Below are 16,658 nucleotides of genomic sequence, written 5' to 3'. Positions count from 1 at the left end.
ATTGAATGCCCTTCCAACGTCATGAAACCCATCGCCGCCTCCAACCGTCGCCAATTTCTCCAAAACACCGCCGCTGCGGCCTCCACGCTGATTTTGCCCTCCGGACTGCTGCGCGGCCAGTCGGCGCGCAAGCTCAATGTCGGCTTCATCGGCATGGGCGGTCAGATTCAGGGCCATGTGAGCAAGATTGTGCAGCTCGGTCATCACGTCGGCGCGCTTTGCGATGTCGATTCGGCGCAAATTGAGAACTCCAAGAAGCGTCATGGCGCGGGCGTGGCAGACGCGGCGGTTTACAGCGATTACCGAGTGCTGCTTGAAAAAGAGAAGTCGCTGGATGCAGTCGTCATCGCCACGCCGGATCACTGGCATGCGCCGATTTGCCGTGCGGTGATGAACGCGGGAAAGCATGTGTATTGCGAAAAGCCGCTCACGCACACCATCGCGGAAGCACGGGAACTGCGCGAGATGTCGCGCACGGCGAAGGTGATCACTCAGACGGGCAATCAGGGCAGTGCGTCGCCGAATCTGCGCCGCAGCATGGAGTTGATCGGCGCGGGATTCTTCGGCGCGATCAGCGACATCCACGTATGGCATCCCACGCACAGTTGGCCGAGCGGCGAGGAGCGCCCTGCGGGCAATGATCCCATTCCCGCCACGCTCGACTGGGACTTCTGGCTCGGCGCCGCGCCGGAGCGTGCCTACAAAAACGGCATCTACCATCCGGCAAAGTGGCGCGGCTGGTATGACTTTGGCAACGGCTCGCTCGGCGACTTTTGCTGCCACGGCTTCAACATGCCCGTGCACGCCTTGAATCTCGATTATCCGACGCGCATCGAGATCAGCGGCACCGGCATGGGCAAAGAAAGCTTCGCCGCGTCCTGCACCGTGCATTTTCACTTCACGGCGCGTGGTGATCGCGGCCCGGTGCGGCTGCACTTCTACACCGGCGGTGATTTGCCACCGGCGGAGGTCACCGCACCGCTCATCGGCACCTTCGGCAGCCTACCGCGCACCGGCTGCCTGCTCATCGGCGAGCACGGCCAGCTTCAAAGCGGCCTTTGGAACTCCGATTGCTACGTGAAGCTCAACAGCGACGCTAAATTCACCGGCGCGGACAATCATCCCGCTGCCAAACAAGTGCCCATCTCACTGCCACGTGTGAAGGGCCACATCGACGAGTGGGTTGATGCCATCCAGGGCGGCCCGAAGGTCTTCGCCGACTTTGATCTCGGTGGTCATCTCACCGAGATCGGCCTCTCCGGCATCGTGGCGTTGCGTTTGCAAAAGAGCATCGACTGGGACGGCCCGAACATGAAAGTCCCCGGCATGACGGAAGCGGACAAGTTCATCCACAAAACCGAACGTGCGAAGTATGGGCGCGTCTGATGTGGATTCGCTTCCAATGCAGGGAGGGAACATGGCCTGCGGGGCCGGACCACTTTAAATGAGCTCGGCGATCGGCTGGCCGAGATCGACGAGATACTGCGGTCTGCCGGTGGTGTCGGTGAGCGTGGTGCCGCGTGCGTCGATACCGAGATGCTGATACAGAGTGGCGATGACGTCTTGATAATGCACCGGGCGCTCGGTGGCTTCCGCGGCATGTTTGTCGGTGGCGCCGATGACCTGGCCGGTCTTCAAGTGACCACCCGCCATGATGCCCATGGCCACTTTCGGCCAGTGATCGCGTCCGGCTTTGTCATTGATCTTTGGCGTGCGGCCAAACTCACCCCAGACGACGATCATCACGTCTTGCAGCATACCGCGTTCATCTAGATCGGTGACCAGCGTGTGCAGCGCGTGATCAATGAGCGGGCCAAGATAGCGCATGGCGGAGAAATTCCGCGAGTGCGTGTCGAAATCGCTGATGGAGATGCTCACGCAGCGCACACCGGCCTCAATTAAGCGTCGCGCGAGCAGGAACTTCTGCGCGCACTTTGGGCTTTCCATCGAGCCAAAGGCATCCGCAGGGCGAATGATGCGCGGCGTGTAGCGTTCGAGCACCTTGGGATCTTCTTTGCTCAGATCCATCGCGTCGGCGAACCGACCTGAGGTGAGAATGCCGAGTGAGAGCTGGTTGAACTCATCCAGCGCGTTCATCGATCCGCTGTTGTCGATGTCGCGGCGGATCGTGTCGAGATCACGCAGCAGCGACACACGATCTTCGAGCCGCCCGACCGTCAGGCCTTTCGTCAACGCCAGACTTTGGCTGTGCCCCGAGCCGCGACGCGCCAACTCGGCCTTCATGCCGTTTTCCAACTGCCGCTCAAACAGATGTGAGATGTCCGGACGAAACGCTGACGATGCCGTGCCGAGAAAGCCAGGCCTAGCGCTGTTGCGCACGAGCGGGCGGCCTTGCATGAGATCGACAAAGGCAGGCGCGGAGTCCTTCGAAGTGCTTAGCAGTTTGCTCACCACACAACCCATCGCCGGACGTCCGCCGATGAAGGCCAGTTCTTTGTCACCAAAGCCTGACTGGCACTGAAACGCATCGTGATTGCCCATCGCGCCGCTGAGCGAGCGCAGGAAGACATACTTGTCCGCGTTCGCTGCCAGTCGCGGCAACAACTCGGTCAAATGCAGGCCTGGAATCTTCGTCGGCAGCGATTTGAACTCGCCGCGAATCTCGCTCGGCGCATTTGGCTTTGGATCGATGAGATCCATCTGCGGCGGACCACCATCGAGATGAATGTTGATCACCGCCTTCGTCGAAGACCGCACACCCGCCACCGATTCCGCGCGCAGCAAGTCCGCGAGCGTCAGCGATCCAACACCCAATGCCCCCGCCTTCAGAAAACTGCGGCGGTGGTGGCTGGAAGTGCTGCTCGGGAAGGTGAACATGCGTGTCAGACCTACGGGCCGAGGCGCGCAGCACTTTCGCTGGATAACCAGGCCATCCGCTGCCGTATCAGTCATCAGCATGAGCACCCAGCCCTACAGCCCCACCGCATCGAAGCCCGCACGGATCCTCAAAGAGAAGATGATGAAGGGTCACACGGTCTTTGGCACGCTGATCCAGCATGCCGTCGTGCCTGCCATCGTGGACTTCATTCCCGATGGTAGCATCGACTTCGTCATCGTCACGGCGGAGCACAACGCGCTCGACATCGCCGACTTCATGCCGCTGCGCTATGCGCTGGCTGCCAAGGGTATCGCCACGCTCGCCCGCACGCACAGTCGCGATGCCGATGACGTGGCGAAGGTCTGCGATTCCTTCGATGGCGTCGTGATTCCGTATGCAGAGGACGTGGAGATGATCAAACGCCTTGCCGCAGCCGCTGTGTATCGCCCGCTCAAAGGCGTCGCGCTCGAACGTGCCATCAAAGAAGGCAAATGGCCCAGTGACAAGACGCGCGACTACATCGAGCAGAAGTGCGCGGACACGCTCTTCGTGCCGATGATCGAGTCCGTTCGTGCTTTGAACAATCTGGATGCGATCTGCTCCATCCCCGGTGTGAGTGCGCTGTTCATCGGCCCGAACGACATGACCACGAACATGGGCATTCCGAATGAATATGATCATCCCGACTTCATTGCCGCCGTGCAGAAGGTCATTGATGCTGCTGACAAGCGCCACATTCCCGCCGGGAGCTGGTTTGGCAAAACCGAGCAGCAGCTCCGCGCCATCAAGCAAGGCGCGCGCTTCATCTGCCACTCGAACGACAGCAGCCTGCTCAAGGACATCATGACGACGGTGTTTGGAACGTTGCGTAAGGGTTGATCAGATAAGCCTGATGAAGATCTGGTGAAAACCAACTTGCCAGATCAAACTTTCAGAAGTATCTGAAAGTAAGATGCCTGACGAAACTGCGACTGACACTCCCGCGAATTGGGAAACCTCGCGCGAGGAGTTCATCGCCCAATGGGGAGCGCTGGGGAGCAACTGGGGGATCAACCGGACGATGGCGCAGATTCACGCGCTGCTCATGACCGCCCCCGAAGCGATGCACACCGAGGAGATGATGGAGCGGCTCCACATCAGCCGCGGCAATGCGAACACGAACATCCGCGAGCTCATCGGTTGGGGCCTCATCCGACTGGTGGTGAAAAAGGGCGAGCGTCGGGAGTATTTCGAGGCGGAGAAGGACGTCTGGAAGATGTTCATCACCATCGCCAAAGAGCGGAAACGCCGCGAGCTGGACCCTGCGCTGGCCGTGCTGCGCAAGTGCTCGGAAGAGACGAAGAGCGAGGCGGCAGGCCCAGGGAAAGACTTCCACCGACAGATGAAGGAGCTTCAGGAGTTCGTCGAGTTTGGCATGAAAGTGTCCGACACCGTCGCCTCCATGAAGCACGCCTCCGCCCTCCAGTGGGCCATGAGACTGCTCAGTTAACCCCCTTTTTTTGACCCAATGTTTCAGAAGTATCTGAAACTATAAACAAAACAAACACACAAACCCCACGAAAGGAACCCCCATGAACGAAACCGTCCTCACCTATGGCCTCTACCTGGCCCTCGCCATCACCCTCACCATCTGGGTCGCTCGAACCCTGCACAAAAGTGGCCGCATCTTCCTCGTCGAGTGTTTCCACGGCAACGAGGAGCTGGCCGACAGCGTGAACCACCTGCTCGTCGTCGGCTTTTACCTCATCAACATCGGCTTCGTCTCGCTCTACCTGAAGACCACGGAAGACGTGGTCGGCGCACGCGGCGTCTTTGAAGCGCTGAGTGGGAAGATGGGCATCGTGCTGCTGGTGCTCGGGGCCATGCACTTCTTCAACCTGGTGGTTTTCACCAAAATGCGCAAACGCGCCCACCTCGCCACCATGCCCCCTCCCGTGCCACCGATGCTGAAAGTCGGTGCCTAAGTCGCGAAGCGTCCTGGAGTGCGGTGGCAAGCGCTCAAGCGCGGCACCGCTTTCGGCGGGACTAGCAGTTACCCAGCCTCGGCAGACTTCCGAAAGCGGCGTCACAGCCGCACGCACTCCAAGACGCTGCCGCGCTCATCGAAACTCAAAACCCCCAATCACATGCATACCCTCACACTTTTCTACGACGCCCGCTGCGGCTTATGCTCGCGGGTCAGGCAATGGCTCAGTGGTCAGCCGGCTTATGTGCGGCTCGACTTCGTGCCGTATGATTCACCGGAGGCCAAGAAACGCCTTCCCGCCATCCAGCATCTGCGGGCAGATCAGGAGATCGTCGTCATGGCCGACTCGGGCGAGGTCTGGCAGGGCGCGGGAGCCTGGGTGATGTGCCTTTGGGCGCTGCGGGAGTATCGCGCTTGGTCGGCGAGATTCGCCAGCCCGACGATGCAGGGTGCAGCGAGAAAGGTCGTGCATTGGATCTCGCAGAACCGCATCGGCCTCTCGCGGCTGCTCCGCTTCAAAAGCGATGCCGAGCTGACCGCCGTGGCGGAGCGGGAGATGGAGGAGCCCGTGTGTCAGCTTCCCGCTCGCCCAGCAGCCGCCAGACCGCACACGAGAATGCTGCATGACTTGGATTTGATCGACTGATGGCGAGATGAAATCTCGCCTCACCAGTGTACGACTTTAAAATTCGTTCTACGGATTAGCCACCCTGCACGGGCGGCATGAGGGCGACTTCGCAGCCTTCGTGGAGGGCGGCGTCGCGCTTCACGTAGGCGCAGTCGATGGCGAGAAGCAGGCTGGATTCCCAGGCTCGCAGGGCGGGCCAGCGAGTGAAGATTTCCTCCAGCAGATCAGCCATGGTCGTGCCAGCGCAGATCCACTCGGTCTCGCTGCATCCTGTGATGTCCCGAAGCACGGAAAAGAAGAGCACGCGCAGCTTCATGGCTTGAGGATGCCGATGCAAGGCAGGTTGCGGAAGCGGCCCTGGTAATCCATGCCGTAGCCGACGACGAATTCATCCTCGATCTCAAAGCCGCAGTAGTCCAGCGGGCTGTCCTGGGCGCGTGGGCGTTTCTTATTCAACAGCACGCCTGTGCGCAGGGTGGCGGGTGACTCGGCGGAGAGACGTTCGTGCAAAGCGGTGAGCGTGAGGCCGGTATCGAGGATGTCATCCAGAAGCAGCACATGTTCGCCAGTGAAGCTCACGCCAGCGGGCCATTGCAGCTTCACCTGACCGCTGGACTGAGTGCCGCCGTGGTAGCTGCTGGCCCCCAGGGTGACGAGGCGGATGGGCAGATCGATCTGTCGCAGCAGATCTGCGACGAAGAATAGCGCGCCATCCATGAGTGCCACGACGGTGATCAGCTTGCCTGCATAGTCGCGCTCGATCTGCTTGGCCATGTCCGCGACACGGGCATGGATGTCCTCCGCGCTGAGCAGCACGCGGTCGAGATCGCTCAAAACTCCGGTCAGGGCATTCATGACAATAGGACCGCATGAAGGCGCAAACACGGGATTGCCGCAACGGCCTGACGCGCGTTTCTTCTCCTACCATGATGGATTTCCCACCCAACACCCTGCGCGACCTGCGTGTGAGCTACGAACTCGACAATCTGACCGAGGACAAGCTCCCTGCCGATCCGCTGCTGCTCTTCAATGCCTGGCTCCAGGATGCTCTGGCGCATCAACTCCCTGAGCCGAACGCGATGCAACTCGGCACGGTCGGCCTGGATGGCTCGCCCTCAGTGCGCACGGTCCTTTTGAAGGGGCTGGACGCGCAGGGCTTCCACTTCTTCACGAACTACGACAGCCGCAAAGGCAGCGAGATCGCCGCTGATCCACGGGCTTGTGCCGTCTTCCTTTGGACGCAGCGTCATCATCAGGCGACCGTGCGTGGCACAATCACGAAACTGCCACGTTCCGAGGCCGAGAGCTACTTCGCCGCACGTCCACGCGGGCATCAGATCGGTGCGTGGGTGTCGGAGCAGAGTAGCGTCATTCCTGGCCGTGATTGGCTGGAACAGCGCAGTCTGGAAATGCAGGCCCGCTTTGGCGATGCGGAGATCCCCTGTCCTCCGAACTGGGGAGGCTACACGATCCAGCCTCACGAGATAGAATTCTGGCAGGGCAGGGTGAGTCGTCTCCACGACCGCATCCGCTACGTCCGCGAGGGCGAAGGCTGGAGGATCGAGCGGCTCAGCCCTTGATGCAGTTTACTTGAAAAGCTTCGGAGTGAACTCGGCGAGGTAGTCCCGCCAGACGGGCCAGGAGTGATCGCCTGGCGTGAGCCGCCATTCATGCTGGATACCTTTGGCCTTCAGCGTGGTGGTCAGTTGCTCGTTTCTTTCCAGCAGGAAATCCTTCTCCCCGCAGGCTATCCACAGCAGCTTCAGTTTGGCATTCGTGCCCGCAGGATCATCGAGCGCGGACTGGATCTCCTTTTCATCCACAGCGCCGCTGAAGGAGCCGATCCAGGCAAACTTGTCGAGGTGAGTCATGCCGGTGCTCAGTGACTGCCAGCCGCCCATGCTGAGGCCCGTGATTGCGCGTTGTTCACGCTCGGGGCGCACGCGGTAGAGCTGCTCCACGAGCGGCAGCGCCTCGCTCAGAAGCTCGGTTTTAAAGGCCGCCAAAGAGGCACCACGCCGATCTGCCTGATCTCGCGGCACCATGCCGAGCGGATGCCCATCGATCATCATCACGATCATGGGCACGGCCTTCTTGGCCGCGATGAGGTTGTCCAGAATCCAGTGCGCCTTGCCATGAGTCACCCAGGTTTCATGGCGGTCGCCCGAACCATGCTGGAGCACGAGTAGCGGATACTTTTCAGTCGTCGCAGTCTCGTAACCCGGCGGCGTGTAAACCCAGACCTGGCGCTCTTTCCCGAGTGACTTCGAAAAGTGGCTGTGCTGGTGAATGGTCCCGTGCGGCACGTCCTGAAAATCCCAAGCCAAAGCGGGGGAGCCGGGGATGTGCAGTATGCTCGTGTTCGGGCTGCGCTGCGGCTTCATCGCCGGGTTTGCAGGATCAATCATCGACAGTCCGTCCACGATGAAGCTGTACTCCCACACGCCTGCTTTGACCTCGGGCAAAGTGATCGACCACACACCTTCAGCATCCTTCGTCATCCCCACCTGCTGGCGATCCCACTGACCGCGCAGAGCTACTTCACCAGCCTTGGGGGCTTTTAGCCGGAAGGTGACTTCCTTGTTTTTGACGAACTCAGGAGAGACGATGGGACCGCCTTTCTGAGCATGGGAAGTGAAGGGTGATGCGGTGATGAGGGCGATGATCGCCAGAGAGGTCAGGGTCTTCATATCGAAAGTAAGGTTAGCGATTGTCGTCGTTCTTGCCCACCCGGTTCACCTTCAGGTCTTCAGCCAGATGGACGAAGTCTTCCTGCTCGCACCAGTTCACAAAGCGCTCCGTCAGTCGCTTCAGCTCATCCCATTCATGGCGGATGTGCTTCGCCTCTGCCTTACTGATGCAGTTGTCACTGGCAGCGTGGCTGATGGCGGAGAGCAGATCGGCGAACTGCTGGACGATCTGCTGCGTGGCAGGCATGACCTCACGTCCGGGGCGCTTCGAAGTCGGCGGATTTTTGACGAAGTATCCGTCCGCCTTGTTGCACAGCCATTGCACGATGTGGTCGTCCTGCGTGTTTTCGTATAGTTCCTTCACGCGGTCGAGCGGATTAGCGGAGCCACTCTTGGCGTCGGAATCCTGTCGTTCGCCCCATTTATAGACGAGTGAGAGCGAAAGCCCCATCTTGTCGGCGACTTCCTTGACGTGAACTTTCTCCAGAGCGGCTCGGATAACTTGGTGGGATTCCATAGGCGGCATGTTCATCCGTGTGAGGCATCTTCTGCAAGCTTGAATCTCGCGTCGAGATTTTCGTTTGCCCACAGGCTCAACGAACGGAATGTCCGCGCCCGCCATGACCCAGCTCATCGACTACGTTCTCCATGTGGATAAACACCTCCAAGGCTTCGCCGAGGAGCATCGGACGGCGATCTATGTGCTGCTCTTTGCCATCGTTTTCTGCGAGACGGGGCTTGTGGTCACACCTTTCCTGCCGGGGGATTCATTGCTCTTTGCCGTCGGCGCACTCGCGGCTCAGGGCCTGCTGCGGATCGAGATCATCATCCCGCTGCTCATGGCGGCGGCCATCATTGGGGATAATTTGAACTACTGGATCGGGCGCAAATGCGGCTCATGGATCGTCACGCGACCTTGGTTCAAACGTGACTACCTCACCAAGACAGAACACTTTTTTGTGAAGCACGGCGGGCGGGCCATCATCATCGCGCGCTTCGTGCCCATCGTGCGCACCTTTGCCCCTTTCACCGCCGGTTTTGGCCAGATGCACTACTCGCGCTTCCTGACCTTCAGCATCGGCGGCGGTCTGCTCTGGGTGGCGGGCATCTCCCTGCTCGGCTACGCGCTGGGGAACATTCCGATCATCAAGAGCAACTTCAAGCTGGTCTCCCTGCTCATCATCTTCGTCTCCATCCTGCCGATCCTCATTGAGGTGATCCAGCACAAGCGGGCAGCGAAGAAGAAGGCGGAGTGAGTCACGCCACAGCCACCATTGGCACGTTGAGCTTTGCCACGCTCGACTCCGCTGTCTGGAAGAAGCTCACCTCACCGCTCGAGACATCGTAAAGGGCACCGACGATGGCGATCTTGCCTTCTTCGACGAGCTTGTTCAGCGTGCTGCTGCGTTTGCGGATGGTCTGGATGGTTTGGAGGACGTTCAGGCGGGAAATCTCGTTCGTGTAGGCGGCTTTTTCGCCGGGGGACCATTGATCGGGCTTCTTCAGCGTGGCGGGATTGATGGCTCGCTGGATCTCGATGACGAGGCCATCGAGGTTGGCGCAAGGCGTGGCTTCGCTGGCTTTCTTGGCCGCTGCGAGCAGATCGACCGCCGCATTCACCGCACCGCAGCTTGTGTGGCCGAGCACGACGACGAGCTTCGAGCCGACCACCGCGCAGGCGTATTCCAAACTGCCGAGCAGCTCGCTCGTGGCGATGTTTCCAGCCACACGGGCGCTGAAGATGTCGCCCAGGCCGAGATCAAAGACGACCTCCGCTGGCGCACGCGAATCAATGCAGCCGAGCACGGCCGCCATCGGGAACTGACCGGACGATGTGCCGGTGACTTGGCGGTTGTAATCACGCTCGATGCGCTCACCGGCGAGGAAGCGCTGATTACCCGCCTGCAAAATTTCCAGCACCGCCTGCGGCGTGAGGCCACTCTGCACCTCACGCGTGGTGTAATCGACGAACTGCACATGATCGTCGATGAAGTTGTGATCCCGCATCCCGACGAAGCTCATTTCGATGCCACGCGCCGGAGCAGTCTTGTCACGCAAATCGGAGAGCAGGTCGCGGATGTCTGGGTCGATGAAATCGGTGCTGCGTGCATCAATGAGCACCCGCCCGCCGCGTGGCACGCTGTAGAAGACTTTTTCCAATGAGGAGCGGTTCAGGAAGCTCACCTGGTTTGCCAGTTCGATGCGCAGCACATCGCCTGCGGCATGTTTTTCCATCACTCGGCGCAGCGGACGGCGCAGATTGCTATGCAGGATGAAGAGAATGCTCACACACAGGCCAATGAGCACGCCAGTGAGTAGATCGGTCAGCACGATGGCGGTGATCGTGATGAAGAAGGGCAGGAACTGTGGCAACCCCTCGCTCCACATTTCTTTGAAGAGCTTCGGGCTGGCGAGCTTGAAGCCGGTGACGATCAAAATGGCCGCGAGAGCCGAAAGCGGGATCTCATTGAGCCAGTGCGGCATCGTCATCACGCACACGATGAGCAGGAAGCCGTGCAAAATGGCGCTGAGCTTGGTTTTGCCACCCGAGTTGATGTTCACGGAGGAGCGCACGATCACGCTCGTCATCGGCAGACCGCCGATGAGGCCCGCGAGCATGTTGCCCACGCCTTGCGCTACGAGTTCGCGGTTCGGTGGCGACTGGCGTTGATCGGGGTCGATCTTGTCCACGGCCTCCAGATTGAGCAGCGTCTCCAGCGTAGCCACCAGCGCCACGGTGATCGCCGCTTTAAAGACGAGCGGATTGCTGAAATGCTCCACGCCGGGGAATTGCAGGAAGCCGAGGAAGGTCTTCACATCCGCTGCCACCGGCACCTGCACGAGGTGGGATGCCTTCACTTCCCACGTGTGGCCCATCTTCCGCAGGATCAAATTGATCGCCACACCTGCGAACACCACGATCAGCGCCGAGGGCACCGGCAGCTTCTTGAGCACCTTGACCTTGTCCCACATCACCAGCAGTAAAACGGACGCGATACCGATCAGCGCGGCGCCGGGCAGGATATCCGAAAGCGTCGCCAGCAGCTCGGTGAAGGTGTTTTCATGGTCCGGCTGCTCAAAGCTCATCTCGCCTTCCACATCCGCATCATGACCGAAAACGTGCGGAATCTGCTTCAGGATCAAAATGAGGCCGATCGCCGCCAGCAGGCCTTTGATGACGCTCATCGGGAAAAACGATGCGATGAAGCCCAAGCGAAACGTGCCCATCAAAATCTGCATCACCCCCGCCATCACCACCGCCGCCAAAAACGCCTCAAAACTGCCCAGCAGCGCGATTTGCGCCGCCACAATGGCCGTCAAACCTGCCGCTGGTCCGCTCACACTTTTGTGCGAGCCACTCAGAATCCCCACCACGATCCCGCCCACGATCCCGGAGATCAAACCCGCAAACAACGGCGCATTCGATGCCAGCGCGATGCCAAGACACAACGGCAGCGCCACGAGAAACACCGCGATGCTCGCGGTGAGGTCTTTTGGCAGGGTGACGGAGAGAGGAGCTTGGTTGTGAGGCATGACTTTGATTTAAGACTTACGCTCCTGCATCATGCTTTGACGATTCCGCTCTTTCAAAGCGTCACTTAGAGAATCCCGAAGCTCAAAATCTCCTTTCCATTGGCTTCGTGGCGGCAGCCGCCACACATGGATTGAGGGTTTAGAACTTGTCCGGTCGCATCACACGGACCTCACTTTCATGGGCGACCATAGCATAGGCGGCGAAAAGTTCGCGATGCAGCCGCTCCAGCACGGTGGTGGCCACGGCGGGCTTCACGATGACCTGGATTTGCACATTGCCCGTCTCGGCGATGTCTGCCGTGCGCTCACCCTGATGGCCGCTGCCGCGCACGTTGAAAGCGGTGTGACCATGCGCACCAGATTCACGCAGGAGTTCCACCACACGCTCTTCGAGGATGGCCTCGCAGATGATGGTCACGAGTTTCATGGGATGCAGGTTCATGGCTGGAGACGTTTGGCGATTTCAAAGAACAACGGCACACCGACGGTGATGTTGAAGGGAAAGGTGATGGCGAGCGCAGCTGTGAGTGAGTAGGTCGGATTGGCCTCCGGCAGCGAAAGACGCACCGCAGCGGGCGCGGCGATGTAGGAGGCGCTCGCGGCCAGCACGCCCAGCAGCATCGCCCCGCCCGTGCTCAGGCCAATCCAGGTGCCGAGCAGCACGCCCGCCGCACCATGCACCACCGGAGCGATGAGGCCGAAGAGCAGCAGGAAGACACCGACCTTCTTCAAATCCCCCAACCTGCGCCCCGCCACCATGCCCATTTCGAGGAGGAACAAAGCCAGCACGCCTTGAAACGGCGTCATAAAGAAACCCTCGACCGAGTTCATGCCATTTTTGCCACTCAGCGCCCCGATCACCATCGCGCCGATGAGCAGCAGCACGCCTCGGCCCAGCACCGCATCCCGAAGCGCATGACGCACGCCTTGATCGGACAGCGAAAACTTCCCACCGAAGGCTCCTTTGCCCAGCATGACGCCGACGATGATCGCGGGCGATTCCATCACGGCGAGAAAGGCCGACGCATAGTTTTCATACGGCTGGTGGATGCTTTTGAGGAAGTTCGTCGCCGCGATGAAAGTCACTGCGCTCACGCTGCCATAATGTGCCGCGATGGCTCCGGCATCTGCGATGCTGAAGCCGCCCAGCTTTCGCAGCACCGTATACGTCCACAGTGGGATCAGCCCGCCCAGCGCCATCGCCGCAAGCGCTGGAAGCCACACCGCGCCGATGCCCGCTTCGTGGATCGCCACACCACCTTTGAAGCCGATGGCGATGAGCAAGTAGATCGTCAGTGTCGTGTAGAGCGACTCAGGAAACTTCAAATCACTCTTCGAAACCGCCGCAAACACGCCGAGCACAAAAAATAGCACCGCCGGGCTGAGAAGGTTCGATTGAATCGCGGTAAGAAGGTCCATATGCCTATCAAATGCGTCGGAGCTTGGCTTCGCTCCAATTCATGTTCTGGCAATCATCGTTCGCTTTGCTAAATGTGAGATCGTCATGGCTTTCCTGAACTACCACCACCTCCGCTACTTCCGCGCCATCGCCACCGAGGGCAGCCTCACGAAGGCCGCACGACACCTGAAGCTCTCGCAATCGGCGCTCAGCGTTCAGCTTCGCAGCCTGGAGGAAAACCTCAGCCAGCCCTTGTTTGAGCGGAAGCACAAGGCGCTCGTGCTCACCGAGGCAGGTCGCATCGCGTTGGAGTATGCGGACTCCATCTTCCGCAGTGGCGAGGAGCTGACCGACCTGCTGCAAAACCGCGCCAAGCGCAGCCGTGGCTACCTGCGAGTCGGAGCGGCATCGAATCTCTCGCGCAACTTCCAGCTCAGCTTCCTGCGCCCGATCATCACGCGAGATGATGTGGAACTCATCATCCACTCGGGCACATTGCGTGAGCTGCTAACCCAGCTCCAGACTCACACGCTCGATGTTGTGCTTTCCAATACTCCCGTGCGTCGCGATGCCGAGACCGGCTGGCACAGTCACTTGCTCGACGAGCAGCCCGTCAGCCTCGTGGGGCATAAAAAACGCGGCATGAAGCCTTTCCGCTTCCCCGAGGATTTGCGCACCACGCCTATCGTTCTCCCCAGCACGGAAAGCAGCCTCCGAGCAGCCTTTGATCTGCTTTTGGATCAAACCGGCATCCGTCCAAACATCGCCGCCGAAGTCGATGACATGGCGATGCTCCGCCTCATGGCCCGCGAGACCGCCGGCGTAACCCTCGTCCCGCCCGTTGTCGTTAAAGACGAACTGGAAAGTGGCACCCTGGTAGAGCGCTACAAATTCCCCCAGATCAAAGAAACCTTTTACGCCATCACGCCTAGCCGAAGATTTCCTAACCCGATCTTGGCTGAGCTGATGGCAACGAGGCGCTGAGAGGATTGCGCAATATGCGCGACAATCATCTCCAATAACACGTTTTGATCACCTCGATGTCTGAAATCACCGCTTAGGTCAGCTCTAAATCATTTATGAACGATCCACACCTCAATTACCACCATCTGCGCCTGTTCTGGGAAGTCGCCCGCGCAGGCAGCCTTAAGGCCGCAGCATCGCGTCTGAATCTCTCGCAACCGACGATCAGTGCTCAGATCAAGGCGCTGGAGATCAGTCTCGACGAGCAGCTCTTTGATCGCACAGGCCGCGGGCTAAAGCTCACGCCTGGCGGCCGCCTCGTGATGGAATGCGCAGCGGAGATTTTCTCCCTCGGCACGGAGATGGTGCGCTCGCTGCACGGCCAGGGCAGCGCTCGCAGCCTGCGGCTGAACATCGGCATCACCGATTCGTTGCCCAAACTCGTCGCGTGGCGGCTCATCCGGCCTGCGGTGAAGGCGTTTCCGAATTTGCAGCTCTCCTGTGCGGAAGGTCATGCGCAGGAGCTGCTCGGCTCCCTCGCGGCTGGAAGGCTGGATGTCGTTTTATCCGATGAAGCTGCGCCGTCGTCGATGCCGGTGAAAGCTTTCAATCACCTCCTCGGCGAGTCGCCCGTGGTGTTTTGCGCGGTGCCAGCGCTGGCCAAGAAGCTGAGCGCGAATTTCCCCGCCTCGCTCAAAGACGCCCCGGTGCTCCTTCCCGCCAGCCGTACGGCTTGGCGGCATGAGCTGGATCGCTGGTTCGACTCCCACCGCATTCGTCCACACATCGTCGCCGAGTTTGATGATGCCGCTTTGATGAAAACAGCCGCCTCCGATGGCATGGGCCTTGCCCCCATCGCCGCCTCCGTCTTGGACGAGGCCGTGGATCGCTACGGCCTGAAGCCGGTCGGCCGCCCGGTGCGCTGCGGCTTTTCCTGTTACCTCATCACCCTTGAGCGGGCCATGCGGCATCCCGCGCTGGCGGTGATCGCTGGGGAGTCGAAGGACGTGTTTAAAACGAAGTCCGTACTGAAATAGGCGGCGAAGACCCGATTTCCGTCCCTTTGCATGGCAGACATATTAGCCTGCGGAGGGGATGGATGGAGAATTCATTCGCATCTTGATTCAGCGTGGGAAACTACATCCGTCTCCACCCTCATGAATCTCCGTCGCGATCTCCCTGCTTCTCTCGTTGTTTTCCTTGTCGCTGTGCCGCTGTCGCTGGGCATCGCCTTCGCATCTGGGGCACCGATCATTGCTGGACTCATCGGGGCAGTTGCTGGCGGCATTGTGACGGGATTGCTCGCGGGATCACCACTTCAGGTTTCGGGGCCAGCAGCTGGCTTGACCGTCGTCGTTGCTGGATTGGTGCATCAGTTTGGCTGGGAGACGATGTGCCTGATCACGGCCTGTGCGGGCGTGGTGCAGCTTTTGATGGGTTGGTTCAAAGTCGCACGTGGGGCTTTGATCATCGCGCCGGCGGTCGTTCACGGCATGTTGGCGGGCATTGGCATCTCCATCGCGCTGGCACAGATTCATGTGGTGCTTGGTGGTTCGCCGCAGAGCTCGCCCGTGGTGAATCTGCTCGGTATTCCGAAGCAGCTTGGCCTCGTGAACATGCAGGCGGCGATTCTCGGCTTCCTGACCATCGCCATCCTTATCATTTGGAAAAAGCTTCCCTTCAAAGCTATCCCAGGCCCCCTGGTGGCCGTGGTGACTGGCACGGTGGTGTCCATCATCGCGAAGATGGATGTAAAGCGCGTGGATCTGCCGGAGACCTTTGAGTTGACCAAACTCGCACCGCCAGAGCATTGGGGACCGTTTGTGGTCGCGGTGCTCACGGTGGCGATCATCGCTAGCATCGAGTCACTGCTCTGCGCGGTGGCCACCGACAAACTGCACAGCGGAGTGCGCTCGAATTTGGACAAGGAACTGCGTGCTCAAGGCGCAGGCAATCTCGTCTCTGGTCTGCTCGGCGGCCTACCTATCACAGGCGTGATCGTGCGCTCATCGGCAAACATCATCGCGGGTGGTGCGAGCCGCTGGTCGGCCATTTTCCATGGCGTGTGGGTGCTGATCTTCGCGTTGTTCCTCGGTGGAGTGATCGAGCAAATTCCGCTGGCCGTGCTGGCTGGCCTCTTGGTGCATGTGGGCATCAATCTGGTGAACCTGCATCACATCCGCGACCTGCACACGCACAAGGAAGCGCCGATCTACTTCGCCACCGTGCTCGGTGTGGTTGGATTGAACCTGCTGGCAGGTGTCGGCCTCGGCCTTGGCCTCAGCGTTTTCTTCCTGCTGCGTCGTCTTTCCAACACGGATGTCAAAGTCGAGCAGCGTGAAGGCAAGTGGCATGTGCGCATCGGTGGCACGCTTACTTTCGCCTCCGTGCCGAGCATGAATGCAGCGCTTTCGAGCATCCCTGCGGGTCATAATGTGGACATCGACCTCGCCGTCGATTTCATCGACCACGCGGCCTTTGAATCGCTGCACGGCTGGCGTCTGAATCACGAGAAGACCGGCGGCCATGTCGATCTCGATGAAACTCACGAGGAATGGTACAAACCTGCTCGTGAAGGCACGCCGAGACGAGGAAAATCGCTGCCAGGTGTGAGAGCTTGATCGGAGCATAGCCCCTGA

At 59.9% G+C, this 16,658-nt stretch carries 18 protein-coding genes; 10 read left to right on the top strand and 8 right to left on the bottom strand.

Annotation, left to right across the window (positions count from 1 at the left end; translation table 11 throughout):
• Window positions 1-21 precede the first annotated feature (21 nt).
• Window positions 22-1,386: a Gfo/Idh/MocA family protein gene (locus AC6FTP_RS07765; RefSeq protein ID WP_497206340.1), complete on the top strand. Its 1,365-nt coding sequence runs from the start codon at window positions 22-24 to the stop codon at window positions 1,384-1,386.
• Between the two features lie 54 nt (window positions 1,387-1,440).
• Here AC6FTP_RS07765 and AC6FTP_RS07760 read toward each other — a convergent pair whose 3' ends face one another.
• A complete protein-coding gene (locus AC6FTP_RS07760; protein WP_497206339.1) occupies window positions 1,441-2,838 on the bottom strand; it encodes a DUF1501 domain-containing protein in 1,398 nt (465 codons plus the stop codon).
• A 79-nt stretch (window positions 2,839-2,917) separates the two neighbouring features.
• Between AC6FTP_RS07760 and AC6FTP_RS07755 the strand changes: the two genes are divergently transcribed.
• The 4 genes from AC6FTP_RS07755 (at window position 2,918) to AC6FTP_RS07740 (ending at window position 5,451) form a co-directional block, all read left to right on the top strand.
• Window positions 2,918-3,718, top strand: a complete 801-nt coding sequence (locus tag AC6FTP_RS07755; RefSeq protein ID WP_497206338.1) for an HpcH/HpaI aldolase family protein — start codon at window positions 2,918-2,920, stop codon at window positions 3,716-3,718.
• A gap of 73 nt (window positions 3,719-3,791) precedes the next feature.
• Window positions 3,792-4,328, top strand: a complete 537-nt coding sequence (locus tag AC6FTP_RS07750) for a GbsR/MarR family transcriptional regulator (protein WP_497206337.1) — start codon at window positions 3,792-3,794, stop codon at window positions 4,326-4,328.
• A gap of 82 nt (window positions 4,329-4,410) precedes the next feature.
• Window positions 4,411-4,803, top strand: a complete 393-nt coding sequence (locus AC6FTP_RS07745; protein WP_497206336.1) for a hypothetical protein — start codon at window positions 4,411-4,413, stop codon at window positions 4,801-4,803.
• A 162-nt stretch (window positions 4,804-4,965) separates the two neighbouring features.
• A complete protein-coding gene (locus tag AC6FTP_RS07740) occupies window positions 4,966-5,451 on the top strand; it encodes a thiol-disulfide oxidoreductase DCC family protein (protein ID WP_497206335.1) in 486 nt (161 codons plus the stop codon).
• A 55-nt stretch (window positions 5,452-5,506) separates the two neighbouring features.
• On the opposite strand, the gene AC6FTP_RS07735 is transcribed toward AC6FTP_RS07740, so the two are convergent.
• Window positions 5,507-5,749, bottom strand: coding sequence for a MoaD/ThiS family protein (locus tag AC6FTP_RS07735; protein WP_497206334.1), 243 nt, complete (start codon window positions 5,747-5,749; stop codon window positions 5,507-5,509).
• A complete protein-coding gene (gene hpt / locus AC6FTP_RS07730; protein ID WP_497206333.1) occupies window positions 5,746-6,288 on the bottom strand; it encodes a hypoxanthine phosphoribosyltransferase in 543 nt (180 codons plus the stop codon). The genes AC6FTP_RS07735 and hpt overlap by 4 nt, the downstream gene beginning before the upstream one ends.
• Before the next feature lie 71 nt (window positions 6,289-6,359).
• Between hpt and pdxH the strand changes: the two genes are divergently transcribed.
• Entirely contained in the window at window positions 6,360-7,013 is a 654-nt protein-coding gene (gene pdxH / locus AC6FTP_RS07725) for a pyridoxamine 5'-phosphate oxidase (protein WP_497206332.1), read from the top strand.
• Between the two features lie 6 nt (window positions 7,014-7,019).
• Here the strand turns inward: pdxH and AC6FTP_RS07720 are convergent, their stop codons facing one another.
• Both AC6FTP_RS07720 and AC6FTP_RS07715 read right to left on the bottom strand, forming a co-directional pair.
• Window positions 7,020-8,123, bottom strand: coding sequence for an esterase (locus AC6FTP_RS07720; protein ID WP_497206331.1), 1,104 nt, complete (start codon window positions 8,121-8,123; stop codon window positions 7,020-7,022).
• 13 nt (window positions 8,124-8,136) lie between these two features.
• Entirely contained in the window at window positions 8,137-8,640 is a 504-nt protein-coding gene (locus AC6FTP_RS07715) for a helix-turn-helix domain-containing protein (RefSeq protein WP_497202506.1), read from the bottom strand.
• A gap of 88 nt (window positions 8,641-8,728) precedes the next feature.
• Between AC6FTP_RS07715 and AC6FTP_RS07710 the strand changes: the two genes are divergently transcribed.
• Window positions 8,729-9,379: a DedA family protein gene (locus AC6FTP_RS07710; protein ID WP_497206330.1), complete on the top strand. Its 651-nt coding sequence runs from the start codon at window positions 8,729-8,731 to the stop codon at window positions 9,377-9,379.
• 1 nt (window position 9,380) lies between these two features.
• On the opposite strand, the gene AC6FTP_RS07705 is transcribed toward AC6FTP_RS07710, so the two are convergent.
• From AC6FTP_RS07705 to AC6FTP_RS07695, 3 genes are all read right to left on the bottom strand, one after another.
• Complete coding sequence (locus tag AC6FTP_RS07705) at window positions 9,381-11,657, bottom strand: bifunctional SulP family inorganic anion transporter/carbonic anhydrase (RefSeq protein WP_497206329.1); 2,277 nt, start codon at window positions 11,655-11,657, stop codon at window positions 9,381-9,383.
• A gap of 139 nt (window positions 11,658-11,796) precedes the next feature.
• A complete protein-coding gene (locus tag AC6FTP_RS07700; RefSeq protein WP_497206328.1) occupies window positions 11,797-12,099 on the bottom strand; it encodes a P-II family nitrogen regulator in 303 nt (100 codons plus the stop codon).
• Window positions 12,096-13,076: a sodium-dependent bicarbonate transport family permease gene (locus AC6FTP_RS07695; protein ID WP_497206327.1), complete on the bottom strand. Its 981-nt coding sequence runs from the start codon at window positions 13,074-13,076 to the stop codon at window positions 12,096-12,098. The genes AC6FTP_RS07700 and AC6FTP_RS07695 overlap by 4 nt, the downstream gene beginning before the upstream one ends.
• An 85-nt stretch (window positions 13,077-13,161) precedes the next feature.
• Here AC6FTP_RS07695 and AC6FTP_RS07690 point away from each other — a divergent pair, with 85 nt between their 5' ends.
• The 3 genes from AC6FTP_RS07690 (at window position 13,162) to AC6FTP_RS07680 (ending at window position 16,640) form a co-directional block, all read left to right on the top strand.
• Window positions 13,162-14,040, top strand: coding sequence for a LysR family transcriptional regulator (locus tag AC6FTP_RS07690; protein ID WP_497206326.1), 879 nt, complete (start codon window positions 13,162-13,164; stop codon window positions 14,038-14,040).
• Window positions 14,041-14,135: 95 nt separating this feature from the next.
• Complete coding sequence (locus AC6FTP_RS07685) at window positions 14,136-15,056, top strand: LysR family transcriptional regulator (protein WP_497206325.1); 921 nt, start codon at window positions 14,136-14,138, stop codon at window positions 15,054-15,056.
• A 120-nt stretch (window positions 15,057-15,176) separates the two neighbouring features.
• Window positions 15,177-16,640 (top strand): SulP family inorganic anion transporter, encoded by a 1,464-nt coding sequence (locus AC6FTP_RS07680; protein WP_497206324.1) that lies wholly within the window; start codon window positions 15,177-15,179, stop codon window positions 16,638-16,640.
• Window positions 16,641-16,658 lie beyond the last annotated feature (18 nt).

The organism is Prosthecobacter sp. (genome assembly GCF_044378005.1).
Classification (GTDB): Bacteria; Verrucomicrobiota; Verrucomicrobiia; order Verrucomicrobiales; family Verrucomicrobiaceae; genus Prosthecobacter.
The sequence above is the reverse complement of the archived record's forward strand: the minus strand, read 5'-3'. Positions and strand labels throughout refer to the sequence as shown.